Annotated in this window: 14 protein-coding genes; 8 read left to right on the top strand and 6 right to left on the bottom strand. The window is 63.8% G+C overall.

Annotation, left to right across the window (positions count from 1 at the left end; genetic code table 11):
* Positions 1-6 precede the first annotated feature (6 nt).
* The 4 genes from AC1KVG_RS10060 to AC1KVG_RS10045 all read right to left on the bottom strand — a co-directional run bounded on the left by AC1KVG_RS10060 (position 7) and on the right by AC1KVG_RS10045 (position 8453).
* Positions 7-2451: a family 20 glycosylhydrolase gene (locus tag AC1KVG_RS10060; protein WP_481094386.1), complete on the bottom strand. Its 2445-nt coding sequence runs from the start codon at positions 2449-2451 to the stop codon at positions 7-9.
* A gap of 341 nt (positions 2452-2792) precedes the next feature.
* The gene (locus tag AC1KVG_RS10055) at positions 2793-3848 is read right to left on the bottom strand and encodes a glycosyl hydrolase family 18 protein (protein WP_481094304.1); all 1056 of its coding nucleotides are present in this window, start codon (positions 3846-3848) and stop codon (positions 2793-2795) included.
* A 14-nt stretch (positions 3849-3862) separates the two neighbouring features.
* On the bottom strand, positions 3863-5551 hold the full coding sequence (locus tag AC1KVG_RS10050) for an alpha-L-fucosidase (RefSeq protein WP_481094303.1): 1689 nt from the start codon (positions 5549-5551) through the stop codon (positions 3863-3865).
* Between the two features lie 208 nt (positions 5552-5759).
* Positions 5760-8453 (bottom strand): TonB-dependent receptor, encoded by a 2694-nt coding sequence (locus AC1KVG_RS10045; protein ID WP_481094302.1) that lies wholly within the window; start codon positions 8451-8453, stop codon positions 5760-5762.
* Between the two features lie 720 nt (positions 8454-9173).
* Here AC1KVG_RS10045 and AC1KVG_RS10040 point away from each other — a divergent pair.
* Positions 9174-10172, top strand: coding sequence for a glucokinase family protein (locus AC1KVG_RS10040; protein ID WP_481094385.1), 999 nt, complete (start codon positions 9174-9176; stop codon positions 10170-10172).
* 126 nt (positions 10173-10298) lie between these two features.
* Here the strand turns inward: AC1KVG_RS10040 and AC1KVG_RS10035 are convergent, their stop codons facing one another.
* Positions 10299-11033, bottom strand: coding sequence for a 16S rRNA (uracil(1498)-N(3))-methyltransferase (locus AC1KVG_RS10035; RefSeq protein ID WP_481094301.1), 735 nt, complete (start codon positions 11031-11033; stop codon positions 10299-10301).
* Positions 11024-12442, bottom strand: coding sequence for an adenosylmethionine--8-amino-7-oxononanoate transaminase (bioA, locus tag AC1KVG_RS10030; RefSeq protein ID WP_481094300.1), 1419 nt, complete (start codon positions 12440-12442; stop codon positions 11024-11026). The genes AC1KVG_RS10035 and bioA overlap by 10 nt, the downstream gene beginning before the upstream one ends.
* A 41-nt stretch (positions 12443-12483) precedes the next feature.
* On the opposite strand from bioA, the gene nudE reads away from it, so the two are divergent.
* The 7 genes from nudE to AC1KVG_RS09995 all read left to right on the top strand — a co-directional run bounded on the left by nudE (position 12484) and on the right by AC1KVG_RS09995 (position 18492).
* Positions 12484-13032 (top strand): ADP compounds hydrolase NudE, encoded by a 549-nt coding sequence (gene nudE / locus AC1KVG_RS10025; RefSeq protein ID WP_043889357.1) that lies wholly within the window; start codon positions 12484-12486, stop codon positions 13030-13032.
* Entirely contained in the window at positions 13029-13829 is an 801-nt protein-coding gene (gene cysQ, locus AC1KVG_RS10020) for a 3'(2'),5'-bisphosphate nucleotidase CysQ (protein WP_481094299.1), read from the top strand. The genes nudE and cysQ overlap by 4 nt, the downstream gene beginning before the upstream one ends.
* 8 nt (positions 13830-13837) lie before the next feature.
* Positions 13838-14812, top strand: a complete 975-nt coding sequence (gene mazG, locus AC1KVG_RS10015) for a nucleoside triphosphate pyrophosphohydrolase (RefSeq protein WP_481094298.1) — start codon at positions 13838-13840, stop codon at positions 14810-14812.
* Positions 14809-15144: a YnfA family protein gene (locus AC1KVG_RS10010; RefSeq protein ID WP_481094297.1), complete on the top strand. Its 336-nt coding sequence runs from the start codon at positions 14809-14811 to the stop codon at positions 15142-15144. The genes mazG and AC1KVG_RS10010 overlap by 4 nt, the downstream gene beginning before the upstream one ends.
* A gap of 196 nt (positions 15145-15340) precedes the next feature.
* Positions 15341-16450, top strand: coding sequence for a glycine cleavage system aminomethyltransferase GcvT (gene gcvT / locus AC1KVG_RS10005; protein WP_043909544.1), 1110 nt, complete (start codon positions 15341-15343; stop codon positions 16448-16450).
* Positions 16451-16591: 141 nt separating this feature from the next.
* Positions 16592-16987 carry a glycine cleavage system protein GcvH gene (gene gcvH / locus AC1KVG_RS10000; protein WP_023904736.1) on the top strand — a complete coding sequence of 132 codons (396 nt, stop codon included), beginning with the start codon at positions 16592-16594 and terminating at the stop codon, positions 16985-16987.
* Between the two features lie 1037 nt (positions 16988-18024).
* The gene (locus tag AC1KVG_RS09995; RefSeq protein WP_023904733.1) at positions 18025-18492 is read left to right on the top strand and encodes a hypothetical protein; all 468 of its coding nucleotides are present in this window, start codon (positions 18025-18027) and stop codon (positions 18490-18492) included.
* Positions 18493-18584: the final 92 nt, after the last annotated feature.

Here is an 18584-nt window from a genome sequence, read left to right as displayed (position 1 = left end):
GATGGATCAGCGCGTGGCGGCGGGGGGCGCCTGCGCGGTGGTTTCAATCAACTGGACGGCGCCGATGGCATACAACGGGCCGCGAATCGGTGCGGTGAAACGCAGACACAGATCATGGACGCCGGTGCGTGCAGGCAATGGGGTTTCCAGCGTGAGCTGCTCGCCCACGCTGTCGCCCTGGGGCAGACGTACGCTGGCCAGCAGTTCGCCCTCGCAGCCTTGTCGCACTTCCAGCTCACCGCCGCGCGATTTGGCCGGGTACTGCACGACCTTGGATTGCTCGTGGGCCAGACCGAAGTTGTTCGGCAGACGTGCGGCCTCGACCCTGATCGCACCGATGCCGTCCAGGCGCGCGTGCGGATAGAGGCGGCAGGCATGGAACAGATCGACGTTGTAGACCGGCGTATCGGCAGCGGTCATTTCCGGTAGCAGCGGCAAGCGCAGGCCGAGCGCCCCTGTTTCGACGCAATCGCGCAGGCCTTGCGTATCCACGCGCAACAACCCGGCACGATCGAACGTGCGGCTGCGCGTGGCGGCCAGCGCTGTGCCATCGGATTCGAAGGCAGTAGCCTTGACCGTGGTCGGCAGCTGGATCGTAAACGGCGCCTCATAGCGCGGCGATGCCGGCGTGGGATCGCTGCCGTCGGTGGTGTAGTGCAGCGTGCCCGCGCCAGTCTGGGTGCGGAGCGCCACCTTGGCCGGGCCACCGGCCAGCACCGGGTTGGGGCCGGATTCCAGCGCGATATCGGCAGCGAATGCACCGTCGCTATAGTCGATGCCCAATGCCTTATAGCGCTGCAATTGCGCCGGCAGGCGCGCCAGAAAACCCTTCCAGTTGCGCGCAGCGACCGGCGACCACGTCACTTCCGCAACGGCAGACAGGCGTGGGAACAGCGCGTGATCGATATGCCACCTCGATGGAATGTATTCGGACCACAACGCGCCCTGCGCACCGAGGACATGCGTGGCCTGCTCGGCGCTGAGTTCTTTTGGTACCGGGTCGAACGCGTAGACCTTCGACAGCGGCAGAATCGTCAGGCGGCCGTTGGGCTCGTCGCTGCGCGTGGTCTGCAGATTGTCCAGATACAGCCAGTCACCTGGTGCAAGCACCACATCGTGACCTTGCTTTGCCGCCACCACCGCGCCTTCGACGCCGCGCCACGACATCACCGATGCACTGGCCGGCACGCCGCCTTCCAGAATTTCATCCCAGCCGATCATGCGCCGGCCGTGCTGGGTGAGGTACTGCGCCAGCTGCGCGTTGAACCAGCCCTGCATCGCGTGCGCATCTTTGACCCCGAGCTTGCGCATCTGCGCGCGCACCGCAGGCGAGGCTTCCCATTGGTCCTTGACCGCCTCATCGCCACCGATGTGGATGTACGCCGACGGGAACAACGTCAGCACTTCATCCAGCACGTTGGTGATGAAGCTCAGGCTGCGCTCGCTGGTGTTGAACAGATACGGGTTGACGCCCCAGTTCACACCGACCTGCGTGCGCTGGCCGGGCACGCCCACCTCTTCCGGATACGCCGCCACCGCGGCCTGCGCATGCCCGGGCATGTCCAGCTCGGGCAGCACGGTGATGTGCAGACGCGCCGCATAGGCAACGATCTCGCTGATCTGTTCCTGCGTATAGAAACCGCCGTAACGCTCGGGTGTGCCGTGCCGGCCGGCACCGGGTGGGGTGCGCCATGCACCAACCTCGGTGAGCTTGGGATAGCGCTTGATTTCGATGCGCCAGCCCTGGTCGTCGGTGAGATGCCAATGCAGCACATTGAGCTTGTGCGCGGCCATTGCATCCAGCACATGCTTGACCGTGGCCACATCATGGAAATGGCGGGCCACATCCAGATGCTGACCACGCCAGCTGAAACGCGGCCAGTCGCGGATCGCCACCGACGGCACCTCGACCTCGCCCTTGCGCGCGTCCGGTGTCATCAGTTGCCAGGCGCTGATCGCGCCATAGAACAAGCCGGCACCATCGCGTGCGGCAATGCGGATGCCCTTGGCATCCACGTCCAGGCTATAGCCTTCCTTGTGCGCCACCGGTGCCTGCGGTGTGCGCTCCAGGCGGATGCTGTGCGGCGAGGCGCTGGTTTCGGTGCGCACTTCCAGGGTCAGGCCGCGCGTGCGTTGCAGCAGGCTGGCCAGCGTCTCGGCGCTGCGGCGCACTTCGGCGTTGCCGGTGGGAATCGAGATCACCGTGCCGGTGCCGACGCGAAAACTGCCACTGCCGCGCCTGGCTTCGGCCGGGGCGGGAATCAGGGGAAGCGGTGCATTGGTGGCAGGCAGTGTCGAGGCGCTGCCGGGACTGGCCGCAGCCGGCGTGCTCGCTGCATCGCGTTGGCCGCAACCAGCCACCACCATCGCAGCAAATGCCAGCGCAAGCAGGCGCGACGACTGCCTCTTCGATAACAGCAGGCTCGACGACTGCATGCTCAGTGACCGCATGCTCAATGATGGCTTGCGCAGCGACAGCAGGCGCGATAACGACAAGCGCAAGCCAGGTGCGGAGTTCGACTTCATGCAATCACATCCCGATGTGGCGGCGAGAACACGGCAGCCACGCACAGTAGCAAAGCCATGCCGGATGACGCAGGGACTGGCGCACGCTTCGTTGGGGTGCGCGCAGGGTGCGTGCTGCGTTTGGGAGAGGCGCATGCACTCTCGTCAGCAGCTGCAACGCGAGCGCGGGCGATGCAGGAATCGTGTGTCTGTCCCGATTCAAGCACCGAACCGCGCACCGAACCGCGCCCGCCTGGCGGTGAGCGCAGTAGGTTTGTTGGCTGCTCTTAGCGCTGCGCGCTCGGCAACTCGTCCCACACCTTAGGGTCTTCGGCGCCCAGCACCCAGCAGCTGAAACCTTCCAGACCGTACTGCTTCACCATGTCGTAGCGCGCCTTGAAGCTGCGTGCGTCCGGGCGGAACACCCACTCGCGCATATCGTCGCGATAGAAGTAGAACCACGATTCCTGCTCGACCGGATCCCACTGCACGGTGGCGTTCTGTTCGATCGCCAGCGGGAACGATTCGTCGGCATCGATATAGGTTGCCGCGATGTTCGACGCTTCGGTGCCGTCTTCCTTGACCGGGTTACCGGTGTACCAGCGGTAGCCGTAGGTGGCGATGCCGAGCGAAAGCTTCTCTTTCGGCACCTGGGTGATGGCGTAATCCAGATGCCTCTTCATCCACACCATGCCATCCACCGGGCCCGGCGTGGTCCAGCGGGTGTGCTGGTCGTAGGTCATGATGCTGACCAGATCCGCGGCCTGGCCCAGCGCCTTGAGATCATACGCACCGCGCCAGTATTCCCACATCCACTTGGAGAACTGGCCGCCTTCGGCATGGCCCGGCGCATTCGGCACCACCGCCACCGACATCTTGAAACCGGCCTTGTGCAGCGCATCGGCGGTCTGCTTGACCATCAGCGTGTAGGCGTCGCGGTCGGTCCAGGCGATGTTTTCGAAATCGAACTGAAAGCCGTAGTACTTGTGCTGCTTGCCGTGGATCAGCAGCGATTCGATCATGCGCTTCTTGGCGGCCTCGTCGTGCATCAGCTTGTGGAAGCCGTCGCGGCCGGTGGTCATCGACAGGATCGGCATCACCCGCAGCTTGTTCTGCTTGGCGATGTCGTACAGGTAGGTGTTGGGGGTACCGTTGACCAGGCCGTTCTGATCCACGCCGTACCAGGTCGGCACCACCACATCGATCTTGTCGACGTTGGCGATGAACGAGTTGGTCGATTTCTGCGTGTTCATCAGATAGAACAACGCCGTGGGGTTTTTGGCCAAGGCAGGCGCGCAGGCTAACGCCAGCGCGAGCAGTATCCAGGTCAATCGCTTGCTCATGAAAACAGCATCCGTCAGGGAGTGGAAGAAGAAAGGTCGATGCGGAAAACGTAGGCGTGTTCGCCCACCGGCTTGGCAGGCAGGCTCAGATGCAGGCCGTCGGCTTGCTGCTCGAACGGCACCTTCTTGCCGTTGGCCAGCAGCGTCACGCCGCGCACGCCATCGGTGGGGGTGAGCGAGCGGATCACCGCCTTGCCGCCGGCGGGCCAACCGAGTTCGATCGCATACAGCGCACCATCGCGCGTGGTGAAACGGAAATCTTCGGCGGTATACGGCTTGGTCTTGACGTCCTGGAAGGTGCCGCCCACCACTTCGGTGGGGCCTTCGCCATACACGCGCCACGGCTTGCTGTCGTAGATCGCGCCGCCGTTGGTCTTGAGCCACTTGCCGATCGCAAGCAGGATGCCGCGCTCGGTCTCGGGGATCGAACCATCGGCACGCGGGCCGATGTTGAGCATCAGGTTGCCGTTCTTGGCCACCACATCGGCCAGCATGTGGATGATGAAGGTCGGCGATTTGTAGGTGTCGTTTTCGATGTAGCCCCACGAGGCATTGCTCACCGAGGTATCGGTCTGCCAATGGGTGGGATGGATGCCGGTGAGCTGGCCGCGCTCGATATCCAGCGTGCCGGCGCCTTCCGGGAACGCGCCGAGCTTGTAGTTCACTACCACGCCGCGATCGGCCTCGGTACGCGCCGCGCCCTGGTTGTAGTAGTAGGCCAGCATGGTCGGCAGGCTGCTGCGGAAGGTGGGGTGGGCAATCCACCAATCGAAATAGATCAGGTCCGGCTGATAGGTGTCGATCAATTCGGTGGTGCGTGCCAACCAGTCGTCCAGCCACGCCTGCGACACCGGCGTCCAGTCGTTGGCCACATCGGCATCGTCCTTGCCCGGCAAGCGCACCTGCGCCGGGCCGTACAGCGCCGCATAGCGCGGGTCGTTGACGTCCGAATCGAACTTGCGTCCGCCGTCGAAGAACCAGTTGTGCTCGGCGCGATGCGAGGAAAGCCCGAAGTGCAATCCCTGCGCGCGGATCGACTTTGACAACTCGCCCAGCAGATCGCGCTTAGGCCCCATCTTCACCGCGGTCCAATCGGAGAGCTTGGAGTCGTACAGCGCGAAGCCGTCATGGTGTTCGGCCACCGGCACCACATAACGCGCGCCGGACGCGCGGAACAGCTTGGCCCAGCCATTCGGGTCGAACTTGGGCGCGGTGAACTTGGGAATCAGATCCTTGTAGCCGGAGCTCGCCTGCGGGCCATAGGTCGCCACGTGGTGCGCGAACTCCTTGGAACCTTGCAGATACATATTGCGCGAGTACCACTCGCTGCCGAACGCCGGCACCGAGAACACGCCCCAATGGATGAAGATGCCGAACTTGGCGTTGTCGTACCACGCCGGCGATTGATAGTTCTTCAGTACCGCCCAGTCGGGGCGGAACGGGCCCTTGCGTGCGCCTTGTTCTGCTTCGCGCACCAGGCGCTCGCGCTCGGGTGCGTACTTGGCGGTGGCGCTGAGCCACTGCTGGTCGATCTGTTCGGGGCTGAGCGTGGCGGCGGTCGGCGCAGTGGGCGCGGTTGGCGATTGAGCGTGCAACGACAGCACCGGGCAGGCCACCAGCAGAGCGAGCGCAAGCGCGCGACTCCTGGGTACAGCTCCGGCGTGGCGGCGGGATGGAGCCGCAGGGCGGCTATCGGTCGTCATGGGAACTGCACTCCTGTAAGCGAAACGTGTTGGCAAGACGGCAACCGGCACGTGGATGGCGGAAGCGGGCCTGGCGATAGTCCTTCAAGCGCGAAGGGATATGGCCAGTGGCACTTCTGCATGCAACCGATGGCCTGGCGCTGCAGGCGCAACGACAGGCAAAAAAAAGCGCGCCACCGTGGAGGGACGGTGGCGCGCCGGGACTACATCAGAACTTGAAGTTCAACTGGGCCTGGTAGCCGCGGCCGTTCTTGTAGAACGCCGTGGGGGTATCGCGGGTGTTGCTGAAGACCCGGTAGGTGGAATCCAGCAGATTGGTCGCGCCGAAGGTGATGCCCATGTAATCGGTGATCTGATACGAGGCGTTCAAATCCAGCTGCTTGTAGGCATCTGCAAAGTCACGCGACTGCAGGCGACCGATCTGGGTGAAGTACTTCGAGCGGTAGCTGTAGTTCACGCGCACCGTCCAGTCGCCGTGTTCCCAGTACGGAATCACGTTGTAGGTATCGCGCGACAGGTACGGCAGGTTCAAGCCGGAGCTGGAATCGGATTCGGCAAAGGTGTAGTTGGCCTGCAAGCCAAAACCCAGACCGAAGGTCTGCTGGTAGTTGACCGACACGCCGGTGACCTTGGCGTCCGACACGTTGACCGGCGTGGTGACCTGATACAGGCCGGCAATGGCCGGCGGTGCCGGATTCAGCTGCTGGCTGGTGGTGGTGCTGACGATGTAGGAGCTGATGTCGCGATAGAACACTTCACCGGACAACATGCTGGACGGGGCGAAATACCACTCGGCCGCCAGATCGTAGTTGGTGGACTCGTACGGCTTCAGATCCGGGTTGCCGCCATTGGCAGTCAGATCGCCGGTACCGCTGTTGATGGTGAAGGTGCCGGCCAGATCGGCGTAGCGCGGACGCGCGATGACCTTGGCTGCCGAGAAGCGCAGCACGGTGTCGTCGGTGATGTCGTAGGCGATGTTGAAGCTCGGCAGCGCCTTGCGATAGTCGTTGGTCTCGGCAACACGGTCGAAGTTGGTGCCGCCATCGTTGCTCTGCCAGAACTCGGACTTGTCGGTGGTGTCGACCAGGCGCACACCCACGTTACCGCGCCACTGGCCGGATTCGAAGTTCAACTGCGTGTAGACGTTCTGCGTGATTTCCTTGACCTGGAACGAGGCGCCGAAATCGGTGCGGTACGGGCCCTGCGGCTGCGACAACAGATAGTTGCGCACCGAGTTCAGGCTGGCGGTCGGCCAGGTGGTCAGGTCGCCGCTGGCGCCGAGGCCGTCGTACAGGCTGCTCGGTGTGCTACCCGGATTGAACTGGGTCAGCGAGACCGCGTCGGTGGAGTTGATGCGGTTGCCGCGTGCGTCCACGCCGTTGTTGTGGTTGATGTACTTGTAGCCGAACTGCAGCTTGGTGAACGGGCCCAGTTCCAGGTCGCGCGAGGCATCCCACTGGAAGTACTTTTCCTCGTCCTTGCTCTTCTGGTACGCGATACCGCCGGCCTGCATGATGCCGGTGTTGGTGCCGGGGACATTGCCCTGCTGGCCGGGAGCCAGGCCCGCCGGATTGCCCGGCAACACCCAGTTCGAGGCGCCGCCGTTGTCGTAGTTCACTGCGGTGTTCTGACCATCGAAGGCGTAGTTGTAACCGCCGTCCTGCATCAGGAACTTCATCAGGTATTCGGGGTTCTTGCCGCCGGTCGCTTCGGTGTTGCCGACCTGGGTGGTGAACACCCACTTTTCACCGGACCAGTCGTGACGCAGGTTCAGGCTCTTGGTGGTGACGGTGCTCTCGCGGTAGTTGGCATCCAGCTGCGCGTACGGCTGGCCGGCTGCGCCATCGCTGACCGTGGCCGAGGTCACCACGCCGTTCTGCACATTGGCCTGGGTGACCTTCTGGAGGTCGTCGTTACAGGCCGGGCACACATAACGCGCCTGGCTGAAGTTGTTGTACTTGCCCTTGATGTACAGGCCGGTCAGGTTGAATTCGTTCTGCTCGTTCGGCTTCCACTGCAATGCGCCCTGCAGGCCGCTGCGCTCGCGGGTCTGCTGGAAGAACGCGCTGCTGATGCCGGCCGGCACGCGGGCGGTGGCCACATCGCTGCCGTCGCCGGTGATGGTGGCTGTCGGCGGAATGCCCAGGCCTCTATCGTTCCGGCCGGTGGTGTAACCGAAGTACTCGATACCGGCGCGCGCCAGGTCCTGCTTGTCGTGCGTGGCGGAGATCAACGCGCCGAAGGTTTCGTCGTCGTTCTTCCAGCTCCACAGCGCCGAACCGCGCGGATTGCCTTCTTCCGAGCGGTCGTTGTAGTTGTAGCCGATCGAGCCGCGGATGGTGTTCTTGGGCAGGTCCAGCGGCTTGCGGGTATGCACGATCACGGTGCCGCCGATCGAGCCTTCGTCGATACGTGCCTCGGGGGTCTTGTAGACCTCCATCAGGCCGATGATTTCCGGCGACAGCAGGGTGTAGTTGAAGGTACGGCCGCTGGTGTCGGTCGGGTTGCCGCCCCAGTCGCCCGAGGCGATGGTCTGGCCGTTGAGCAGCACGCGATTCAACGCCGGATCGGTGCCGTTGATGCTGACCTTTTCGCCTTCGCCGAACTGGCGGTCGACGCTGATGCCCGGCAGGTGCGACAACGATTCGGCCGCATTGATGTCCGGGAATTTGCCGATGTCTTCGGCGCTGATCGCATCGACGATCGAGTTGGCCGAGCGCTTGACCGCCTGGCTCTTCTCCAGCGACGCGCGGTAGCCGGTGACGGTGATGGTGTCCAGCTCGGTGGTGGCCGAGGGCGCACTGGGAGTGGCCTGCTGTTCTTGTCCGGCAGCCATGGCAGAGCCGGAGCAGTACAGAGCGGCGGTGATACAGAGTGCTAACGTCGTGGTGCGGCTGTGCATGGCTAAACCTCATTGGTTAGTGCTTTGAGCGCGCCTGGCCCGTAGTGGGGCGCAACGCGCTCGGCGTGGCCGGCAAAACAACACGCCCTGACCGATCGCGGTGATTGCGCTGGCACGCGTCGTGAGAAGCGGGTCCAGGCGATTCGCGTGGTAGAGGAGGTGTCCCCCGTGTGGTGAAGCGGTGTGGCGAATGCGACTTCAGCGAGTCGAACGTCGGGTGACGCACCACTCACGAATCTGGAATCGGCAGGCGAGGGAATGGCCCGATGTTCAGTCCCGAACAGTCCATGGCCCCTCCTGCCAGAACCCTGATTTGGATCGAGTCTCGCGTAGCGTTGACAGCGTTGTCAACACATCGTCACAGATCTCTGAAGCGCCTGCGATTGCGCTGCAATGCAGCAAATTTGCGACAGGGTTCCGTTTGCGCCGATGCAGTTGCGCAGCACGGCGTGAGAACGTGCGCGTCGCGATTCGCTGTTTCTATGGTGAATTCGCAATGCAATGCGTCCCGACGCTGATTTGTGCGGAAATCGCTGCCACAGATGCGGATTTTTGGTGGATGATGAAGTCAACGGCGCCCCACATAAATCGTGATCGCGACGGTTGCGTTACAGGGCGATTGCTGACAACGTTGTCTACCCGTTACCGTTCGTCGGCTAACGGGACATGACACCGGCCCGCTGCCATTTATCAGGAGAACGCGTGAGCGCAAGCAGCCCAATGGACGCGGTGTCTTTTCCGCGCACCGAAACCTTCGTTGCCGCAGATGTGGGCGGGACGCATGTGCGCCTGGCGCTGGTGTGCGAAAGCATCGATCCACGCAAGCCGGTCACTGTGCTGGACTACCGCAAGTACCGCTGCGCCGATTACCCGGGACTGGCCGAGATCATGTCGGCCTTCTTCGCGGAGCTGGGCTGTGCGCCGGTGAAGCGCGGTGTCATCGCCAGCGCCGGTTACGCGCTGGAAGACGGTAGCGTGATCACCGCCAATCTGCCGTGGGTGCTGGCACCGGGACAGATCCGCAGCCAGCTCGGCATGCAGGCCTTGCATCTGGTCAACGATTTCGAAGCGGTTGCCTATGCGGCCAATTACATGGTCGGCAATCAGGTTCTGCAGTTGTCTGGCCCGCCGCAGGGTGCAACAGGTCCGGCGCTGATCCTGGGCCCCGGCACCGGGTTGGGCGCAGCGTTGTGGATTCCCAACGGCGCCAACGCGGTGGTGTTGCCGACCGAAGCCGGCCACGCCGCACTCGCGGCAGCCAGCGATCTGGAAGTGGCGTTACTGCAGCAACTGCGCCGCACGCGCACGCACGTGGCCACCGAACATCTGCTTTCCGGCCCGGGCTTGTTGAATCTCTATACCGCGCTGGCCGCGCTGCGCGGCGAGCCGGCCGTGCACGCCAGCCCATCCGATGTCACCGCCGCCGCATTGGCCGGTAACGACACGTTGGCACGCGATGCCTTGCAGGCGTTCTGCGGTTTCATGGGCAGCGTGGTCGGCGACATGATCCTGCTGTACGGCGTGCGCAGCGGTGTGTATCTGGCTGGCGGCTTCCTGCCGCAGATCGCTGCCTTCATTGCCGAAAGCGACTTCGTCGCGCGCCTGCTCGACAAGGGCGCCTTGCGTCCGGCGCTGGAGCAGGTGCCGGTCAGCATCGTCGAACATGGCCAGCTCGGTGTGATCGGCGCGGCCAGCTGGTTTTTGCAGCACGGGCGCTGATTCGATCGAATTCCGCATTCTCGTAGGAGCGCCCTTGGGCGCGATGGGCTTTATCGATAACGCTTCATCGCGCCCAAGGGCGCTCCTACGATGTAGGGCGAGCGTCAGATGACCCGCAGCATCGCCCTATAGATCCCCAAACCGCGACTGCAGTGCGGCAATCGCCGCAAGCCCTGCGGTTTCGGTGCGCAGAATACGTGGACCCAGTTGCAACCCGCTGAAACCGGCCTCGCCGAGGATTGCGCGGTCGCGCGGCGACCAGCCGCCTTCCGGCCCGATCGCCACGATCACAGCCTGTTGCGCGGCGACCGGCAGCGTGGCCAGGCGATGCTCGCCATGCGGGTCCAGCGTCAGCCGTAGCGCATGCGGATCGCTGGCCTGCGCCGCGTCCTGCAGGCCCAGTGGCGCAGCGACCGTGGGCACGCGTGCACGCCCGGATTGTTCGCAGGCCGAGATCACCACGCTGCGCCAGTGCGCCACGCGTTTTTCCATCCGCGCCGGATCCAGCTTGACCTCGGTGCGCTCGGCGTTGACCGGCACGATCGCCGCAACCCCTAGCTCGGTTGCCTTCTGCAGGATCAGGTCCATCTTCTCGCCGCGTGCAATCCCCTGGATCAGCGTGATCGACAGCGGCGATTCGTTGCACAGCGGCTGCGCACGTTCCACCAGTGCGCGCGCCTCGCGCTTGCCTGCCAGCGTGATACGCGCGTGGTAGTCGCTGCCGTCGCCGTTGAACAGGATGCAGGCATCGCCCTCGCGCAGCCGCAGGACACGCAGCAGGTGATTGGCCGACTCTTCGGGCAGCGTCACCTCTTGATCGCAGTGCAGTGGTAGCGCGACATGCGAGCGGGTCAGGCGCATGCAACGGCCTCTTCGATGGCATGGCGGGTGGTGGTGGCCAGCAGCGCAAGCTGTGCTTCGTCCACGCAATACGGCGGCATCCAGTACAGCACATCGCCGAGCGGCCGCAGCACCACGCCCTTGTCGAGGGCCGCGCGATAGGCCTTCAGGCCCACCCGCGCCGCTGCCGGGAACGGCGTGCGTTTGTCGCCGCCCTGGGTGAGCTCGAACGCCACGATCATGCCGGCCTGGCGCACGTCCGCCACGGCGGGGTGTTCGCCGATCTGCGCGGCCAATGCGCGCATGCGCGCGGCCGTGTGTTGATTGCGCGCAATCACATCGTCGTCTGCAAAAATCTGCAAGGTGGCCAGTGCCGCCGCACAGGCCAGCGGATTGCCGGTGTAACTATGCGAATGCAGAAACGCACGTTCGCGCGAATCATCGAGAAACGCGTCGTACAACTGCTGCGTGGCCAGCACCGCCGACAACGGCAGAAAGCCACCGGTCAATCCCTTGGACAGACACAGCAGGTCCGGCATGACACCGGCCTGCTCGCAGGCGAACAAGGTGCCGGTGCGGCCGAAGCCGGTGGCGATCTCGTCGGCGATCAAGAACGCGCCATGCGCATCGCACAGTTCGCGCGCACGCCGCAAGTAAGCCGGGTGATACATGCGCATGCCGCCTGCGCATTGCACGCGCGGCTCCAGGATCAGTGCGCAGATTTCGCCTGGCGATTGTTCAAACAACGCCTGCAACGCATCGGCGGCCTGCAGCGCATAGTCTTCTGCGCTCTGTCCGGGCTCGGCCAGATACGCATCCGGCGAGGGCGCAAAGATCGATTCCAGCAGCAGCGGCGCATAGACGCGGCGATACAGCGGAATGTCGCCGACCGACAGCGCGCCGATGGTCTCGCCGTGGTAGCCGTTTTCCAGCGCCACGAAGCGGGTGCGGCGATGCTCGCCGCGGTTGTGGAAATAATGGAAGGCCATCTTCAGCGCCACTTCCACGCCGGCCGACCCATTGTCGGCATAGAACACCTTGGATAGCGGCGCGCGGCCGGCCTGACGTGGCGCAATCGCCAACAGGCGCTCGGCCAGTTGCACTGCCGGCGCATGCGTGAAGCCGGCCAGCATCACCTGCTCCAGCTCGCCGGCCTGGCGCGCGATGGCCGCGCCGATGCGCGGTTCGGTGTGGCCGAACAGGTTGGTCCACCAACTGCTGACCGCGTCCAGATAGTGGCGGCCGTCGTAGCCGACCAGCCACGCCCCGTCGCCACGCGCGATCGGTACGAGTGGAAGTGTGTGCGGGTGCTCGCGCATCTGCGTGCAGGGGTGCCACAGCACCTCAAGATCGCGTTGCCGCCAATGTTCGGCAGTTTGAGAGGCTGCCGGGTCTGCTAGGATTTCGGGCTCATGAACATGTCGATGCATACGCCTATTCTATCGGTCGCCCCAGCCCCTGCGTGTCACGCATGAGCCCGCGTCTGCCGACCATCCACAAGATCACCGATCTCGGTGACGGGCCGTTCCGTCGCCAGCAACTGGATCTGGAATTTTCCAACGGCGAGCGCCGCTTGTACGAGCGCCAACTCAGCCAGGGCCACGGCGCGGTGGTGGTGGTGCCGATGCTGGATGCGCAGACCGTGCTGCTGGTGCGCGAGTACGCCGCCGGTGTGCATCGCTACGAGCTGGGTCTGGTCAAGGGCCGCATCGATGCCGGCGAGACGCCGGAGCAGGCGGCCGACCGCGAACTCAAGGAAGAAGCCGGTTACGGCGCGCGCCAGGTGCAGGTGCTGCGCGCGATGACGCTCGCTCCTACTTATATGAGTCACCAATCCTGGTTGGTGCTGGCACGCGATCTCTACCCCGAACGGCTGGTTGGCGACGAGCCCGAAGAGATGGAAGTGATTCCCTGGCCGATTGCCCGTCTGGACGACTTGATGCTGCGCGACGATTTCTCCGAAGGCCGTTCGCTGGCTGCCCTGTTCATTGCGCGCGAGTGGCTGGAGCGCAATCCATGATCCGCATTCCGATGGAACTGCGCGAAACCGTGATCGCCATCGCCCGCGAGGCGGGTGATGCGATCATGCAGGTGTACGCGCAGGACTTCGCGGTGCAGATCAAGGACGACGCCAGCCCGCTGACCCAGGCCGACCTGGCCGCCAATCGCGTCATCGTCGATGCGCTGCGCCGGGTCACGCCGGACGTGCCGGTGCTGTCGGAAGAATCCGCGCACATCGCCTGGGAAGACCGCCAGTTCTGGACCAGCTACTGGCTGGTCGACCCGCTCGACGGCACCCGCGAGTTCGTCAAGCGCAACGGCGAGTTCAGCGTCAACATCGCGCTGATCCACATGGGCGCGCCGGTGCTCGGCGTGGTGCAGGCGCCGGTCGATGGCCGGGTCTGGTACGCGGCGCGCGGGGAGAATGCCTACCGCCGCGATGGCCATCGCGACGAAATGCTGCAGACGCGCACGCCCGCCGCCACCCCATTGCGGGTGGCCGCCAGCCGCTCGCATCGCGACGCGCGCACCGCGGCCGCACTTGAGCGCATGGGCGAGATCGATGTGGTGGCGCAGGGCTCGTCATTGAAGTTCTGCCGCATCGCCGAAGGCGATCTCGACGTCTATCCACGCTTCGGCCCCACGTCCGAGTGGGACACCGCTGCCGGCCAGTGTGTGCTGCACGCCGCCGGCGGCGTATTGCTGGCGGGGGGCTCCGGCAAACCGTTCCGCTACAACCGCCGCGATACCTTGCTCAACGGTGATTTCATCGCGCTGGGCGATCCGAATCTGCCCTGGCGCAGTTGGCTGGTATGAGCGTCGCTATGCCTCAGACCCCGCCGACCGGCGACATCCAGCGCCTGCTGCAGTTGATGGCGCGTCTGCGCGATCGCGAGCACGGCTGTCCCTGGGATGTGGAGCAGACCTTCGCCAGCATTGCGCCGTACACGATCGAAGAAGCCTACGAAGTCGCCGACGCCATCGATCGCAACGACCTGCCGGGCCTGCGCGACGAATTGGGCGACCTGCTGCTGCAGGTGGTCTTCCATGCACAGATGGCAGCAGAGCAGGGCGCATTCGACTTTGCCGACGTGGTCGCCACGCTCAGCGACAAGCTGGTGCGCCGCCACCCGCATGTCTTCGCCGATCAACAGGTCGACGGCGCGCAGACCGTGAGCGCCAACTGGGAGCAGATCAAGCGCGAAGAGCGGCGTGCAGCCGGCCATCAGGACGACTCCGCACTTGCCGGCATCGCACGCGGCCTGCCGGAGTGGCAGCGCTCCACCAAGCTGCAGTCGCGCGCGGCGCGGGTCGGCTTCGATTGGCCCGGCCCGGCACCGGTGCTGGAAAAATTGCAGGAAGAAATCGAAGAGCTGCGCGTGGAGTTCGCACGCGGCCCGGTCGCCGACAACCAGGCACGGCTGGAAGACGAGCTTGGCGATGTGTTGTTTGTCTGCGCCAACCTGGCGCGGCACGCCAAGGTCGATGTGGGCGCCGCACTGCGCCATGCCAATCTCAAATTCGAGCGCCGCTTTCGCGCCATGGAAGCGCTCGCGCAGACCGCAGACACCAACCTGGCAGCACTGTCCCTGGACCAACAGGAAGCGCTGTGGCAACAGGTCAAGCGCGGCGAGCGAGGTGAGGATCCGGCTGCTTTCGACCCGCTGGTCGCCGGCAAACCTGCCACCTATCAGTCAGCCGTCGGCGAGCAAGGTCTCGATGTCTCCGACCCGCATCAGACAGACCGCGACCAGCAAGATTTGAACAAGCCAGATTTCGATAAGCCAGACCGCGCATGAATTCCGCACCGACCACGCTGCTGCTGTTCGCAGCCACCGCGGTCGCCGAACTGGTCGGTTGCTACCTTCCTTATCTATGGCTGCGCAAAGACGGCAGCATCTGGTTGTTGCTGCCGACGGCGTTGAGCCTCGCCATCTTCGTATGGTTGTTGAGCCTGCATCCCGAGGCCAGCGGGCGCGTGTATGCGGCCTATGGCGGCGTCTACATCGCCAGCGCCTTGTTGTGGTTGTGGTGGGTGGACCGGGTGACGCCGACGCGTTGGGATCTGTTGGGCGCCGCCTGTTGCCTGCTTGGCATGACCATCATCATGTTTTCGCCGCGCAGCGTCTGAGCGCGCGCATGGCGAGTTCGTGCGGCTGACGCAGCGCCACGCTTGCGACGCGCTGAGCATCGCAACGTGTGAATGCAGGGACTCGATGGCAGCTCATAGGAGTGGCGTCGCAAATTGCTGCGGCGCGGCGAACACGCCGTTCCCGCAAGCACGGCCGGGCGGCGATAATGGTCCTCTTTCCCTTGGACCGGCGCGCATGACCCAGAAGACCATCCTCAACGACACCCATCGTGCGCTCGGCGCCAAGATGGTCGACTTCGGCGGTTGGGACATGCCGATCCATTACGGCTCGCAGCTGGACGAGCACCATCAGGTGCGTCGCGACGCCGGCATGTTCGACGTCAGCCACATGACCGTGGTCGATCTGCACGGCGCGCGCGTGCGCGAATTTCTGCGCTACCTGTTGGCCAACTCGGTAGACAAGCTCAAGGTCTCCGGCAAGGCGCTGTACACCTGCATGCTCAATCCGCAGGGCGGGGTGATCGACGACCTGATCGTCTACTTCATGAGCGAAGAGTTCTTCCGCCTGGTGGTCAACGCCGCCACCCGCGAAAAGGATCTGCAGTGGATCGGTGAGCAGGCCGCGCGCTTCGATGTGCGCGTGGAAGAGCGCAGCGACTTTGCGATGATCGCGGTGCAAGGTCCCAACGCACGCGCCAAGGTCATCGAGCTGGTGGATCCTGCCGACAGCGCTGCAGCCAGCAAGCTCGGCCGTTTCGCTGCACTGCAGACACATTCGCGCGATGGCATCGCACTGTTCCTCGCACGCACCGGCTACACCGGCGAAGATGGTTTCGAAATCGTGTTGCCGCAGGACGCGGCGGTCGCGTTCTGGAACGCGCTGCTCGCGCAAGGCGTCAAGCCGGCCGGTCTGGGCGCGCGCGATACCTTGCGTCTGGAGGCAGGCATGAATCTCTATGGGCAGGACATGGACGACGCGGTCACGCCTTATGAGGCTGCGTTGGCGTGGACGATCACATTGGACGAAGGCCGCGACTTCATCGGTCGCGCCGTGCTCGAAGCGCAAAAGGCGCAGGGCGCGCCGCGTCAACTCATCGGTGTGGTCATGGATGAGAAGGGCGTGCTGCGGCACGGCCAGAGCGTGTTCACCGCCAGCGGCGAAGGCGAGATCCTGTCCGGCACCTTCTCGCCCACGCTCGGCAAGGCGATCGCATTCGCGCGCGTGCCGGCCGGCAGCATCGACGACCTGCGCGTGGACATCCGCGGCAAGCAGGTGCCGTTGCGCGCGGTGAAGTTTCCGTTCGTGCGCGATGGCCAGGCACAGCCCGGCGTGCTCGGGCAATGAGTCAAACGCTGCCGGGCGTGCAGACGTTCGGCAGCGCGCAACATCGGTAGCAACCAAGCAGTCCTGCGCGCGCGTGCACCTGTCTTGTCGCGCGGTCTAAACTAGCCACCTGTCCCTAACCCCAGTTCCCCCGGAGCACACATGAGCGAGATCCCTGGCGACCTCAAGTTCCTCAAATCCCACGAGTGGGCCCGCGTCGAAAACAGCGGCCGTGTGACCGTCGGTATCTCCGACCACGCGCAGGGCTTGCTGGGTGACCTGGTCTACGTCGAATTGCCGGGCGTCGGCGACACCGTGCAGGCCGGCAACGGCGCGGCAGTGGTGGAGTCGGTCAAGGCCGCCTCCGACGTCTACAGCCCGGTCAGCGGTACCGTCGTCGAGGTCAATAGCGCACTCAGCGACAAGCCGGAAACCATCAACGAAGACGCTTACGGCGATGGCTGGATCTTCGTGGTCGAACTCGACGACAAGGAAGAGCTCAACGACCTGCTGTCGCCGGACGACTATGCCGAGCTGCTGGAAGAAGACGCGCACTGATCGCGCCTGGTACATCGCAACCTCGGATGGCCGCTCCTGGAGCGGCCATTTTTTTTGCACGCCAGGCAGGCTGCGCCGGCGCGCCGGTATCGATTGCAGTGGCCAGCGAACTGCCGCGTTGCCGAGTTCTCGAACGATGCCGGCATGCCAGATGCCGGTCTCTGTCGCCGCGTTCGGCGGCAGATCGAAAAACACCGCACGCGCCAGGCACGCATCACCACCACCGCGTCGAAGGATGTCCGCATGCAGGCGCGTCGGATTTCTGGCGTGAGCCAATCGTGAGGGCGCGGCGTGTGTGTGGTGAAAAAAACTGGCGCTCGCATGCGTCGATGGTCGATCGTTGGACGCGATGCAAGGCATGCATGCATGCGTCGAGTCGTCCATGCAGACGCATGCAAGGCGATCGAAGAGCGCAATAAGTTTGCGCATTTGTGCTGATGCGATGCCCCAAGCGCAGTCGTTGGATAAAAAATTTTCAGCTGGCGGACAGGCGACGCGAGACATCACTGCCTTGCACCTTGCGACGCGTCCGTCATGCCGATCCAGTCGCTGCATTTTTGACCGCTTTAAAAAAACAGCACAAAAGAAGTGGTTTTCTGAAAACCCGATTGCACGAATGCGCGCGTCGCTCGCACGCGCATGCCAGTGCAAGGCCTGTCTGGATCACCTCGACGCGCCGCATTGCGATGGCTGGCTGAAAAAAAATTGCAAAAGAGTGTTGACAGTAAAAAAAAGCGTGATTAGGTTTCGCCCAGCAGACGTTGCTGCGAAAGAGAGTGAGCAGAATCGACATCAAGCCGACACGCTTGTTCCAGATGTCCACCGAAGCGCTATCCACGGTGGAGTCGGGTCCGCTTCTCTCCAAGAAAGCAGCAGTCGTTCCGATCACGCACCCGTGTCGCCGTTCGATGCGGGTGTTTCTGTATCCGTCCCGTCGCGCATCACCTGCGGATGGTTCCCGACGACGGCATGCCGTTGCGGGGTTTGGTTCAACTGGGCGTTTCACCTCCATAGTTCACTGACGAGGAGCCAATTACATGGCCACTAAAAAAGCTGCAAAAAAGAAACCCACCGCCAAGAAGGCAGTGAAGAAGACTGCCGCCAAGAAGGCCGTCAAGAAGGTCGCCAAGAAGGCAACCGCTAAGAAGGCAGTGAAGAAGGCTGCTGCCAAGAAGGCCGTCAAGAAGACTGCCAAGAAGGCAACCGCCAAGAAAGCAGTGAAGAAGACTGCCAAGAAGGCAACCAAGAAGACTGCCGCCAAGAAGGCAGTGAAGAAGACCGCAAAGAAGGCAGTGAAGAAGACTGCCAAGAAGGCGACCAAGAAGACGGCCGCCAAGAAAGCAGTCAAGAAGACCGCCAAGAAAGCAGCAGCTCCGAAGAAGGCGACCAAGAAGTCCGCCACCAAGAAGACTGCCGTAAAGAAGGTCGCCAAGAAGAAGCCGGCCGTTCGCAAGAAGAAGGCCGCTCCGGTCGCGCTGCCCGCAACTCCGGCGCCGCTGATCTGATCTGCAACACCCGATCGCCGTAAACATCGAGCTCTCTCCCCGACGCCCAGCGGGGAGGGAGCTTTTTTATTGGGTCGCTCTCAACAATCGCG

Source organism: Xanthomonas sp. NCPPB 3959 (genome assembly GCF_056675575.1).
This window is presented reverse-complemented; position numbering and strand designations above follow the sequence as displayed.

What these genes read in the sequence shown, in the direction of transcription:
- AC1KVG_RS10060 (WP_481094386.1), bottom strand. Translation starts at nt 2,451, where the DNA reads ATGCGGTCACTGAGCATGCAGTCGTCGAGCCTGCTGTTATCGAAGAGG.
- AC1KVG_RS10055 (WP_481094304.1), bottom strand. Translation starts at nt 3,848, where the DNA reads ATGAGCAAGCGATTGACCTGGATACTGCTCGCGCTGGCGTTAGCCTGC.
- AC1KVG_RS10050 (WP_481094303.1), bottom strand. Translation starts at nt 5,551, where the DNA reads ATGACGACCGATAGCCGCCCTGCGGCTCCATCCCGCCGCCACGCCGGA.
- AC1KVG_RS10045 (WP_481094302.1), bottom strand. Translation starts at nt 8,453, where the DNA reads ATGCACAGCCGCACCACGACGTTAGCACTCTGTATCACCGCCGCTCTG.
- AC1KVG_RS10040 (WP_481094385.1), top strand. Translation starts at nt 9,174, where the DNA reads ATGGACGCGGTGTCTTTTCCGCGCACCGAAACCTTCGTTGCCGCAGAT.
- AC1KVG_RS10035 (WP_481094301.1), bottom strand. Translation starts at nt 11,033, where the DNA reads ATGCGCCTGACCCGCTCGCATGTCGCGCTACCACTGCACTGCGATCAA.
- bioA (WP_481094300.1), bottom strand. Translation starts at nt 12,442, where the DNA reads ATGCATCGACATGTTCATGAGCCCGAAATCCTAGCAGACCCGGCAGCC.
- nudE (WP_043889357.1), top strand. Translation starts at nt 12,484, where the DNA reads ATGAGCCCGCGTCTGCCGACCATCCACAAGATCACCGATCTCGGTGAC.
- cysQ (WP_481094299.1), top strand. Translation starts at nt 13,029, where the DNA reads ATGATCCGCATTCCGATGGAACTGCGCGAAACCGTGATCGCCATCGCC.
- mazG (WP_481094298.1), top strand. Translation starts at nt 13,838, where the DNA reads ATGCCTCAGACCCCGCCGACCGGCGACATCCAGCGCCTGCTGCAGTTG.
- AC1KVG_RS10010 (WP_481094297.1), top strand. Translation starts at nt 14,809, where the DNA reads ATGAATTCCGCACCGACCACGCTGCTGCTGTTCGCAGCCACCGCGGTC.
- gcvT (WP_043909544.1), top strand. Translation starts at nt 15,341, where the DNA reads ATGACCCAGAAGACCATCCTCAACGACACCCATCGTGCGCTCGGCGCC.
- gcvH (WP_023904736.1), top strand. Translation starts at nt 16,592, where the DNA reads ATGAGCGAGATCCCTGGCGACCTCAAGTTCCTCAAATCCCACGAGTGG.
- AC1KVG_RS09995 (WP_023904733.1), top strand. Translation starts at nt 18,025, where the DNA reads ATGGCCACTAAAAAAGCTGCAAAAAAGAAACCCACCGCCAAGAAGGCA.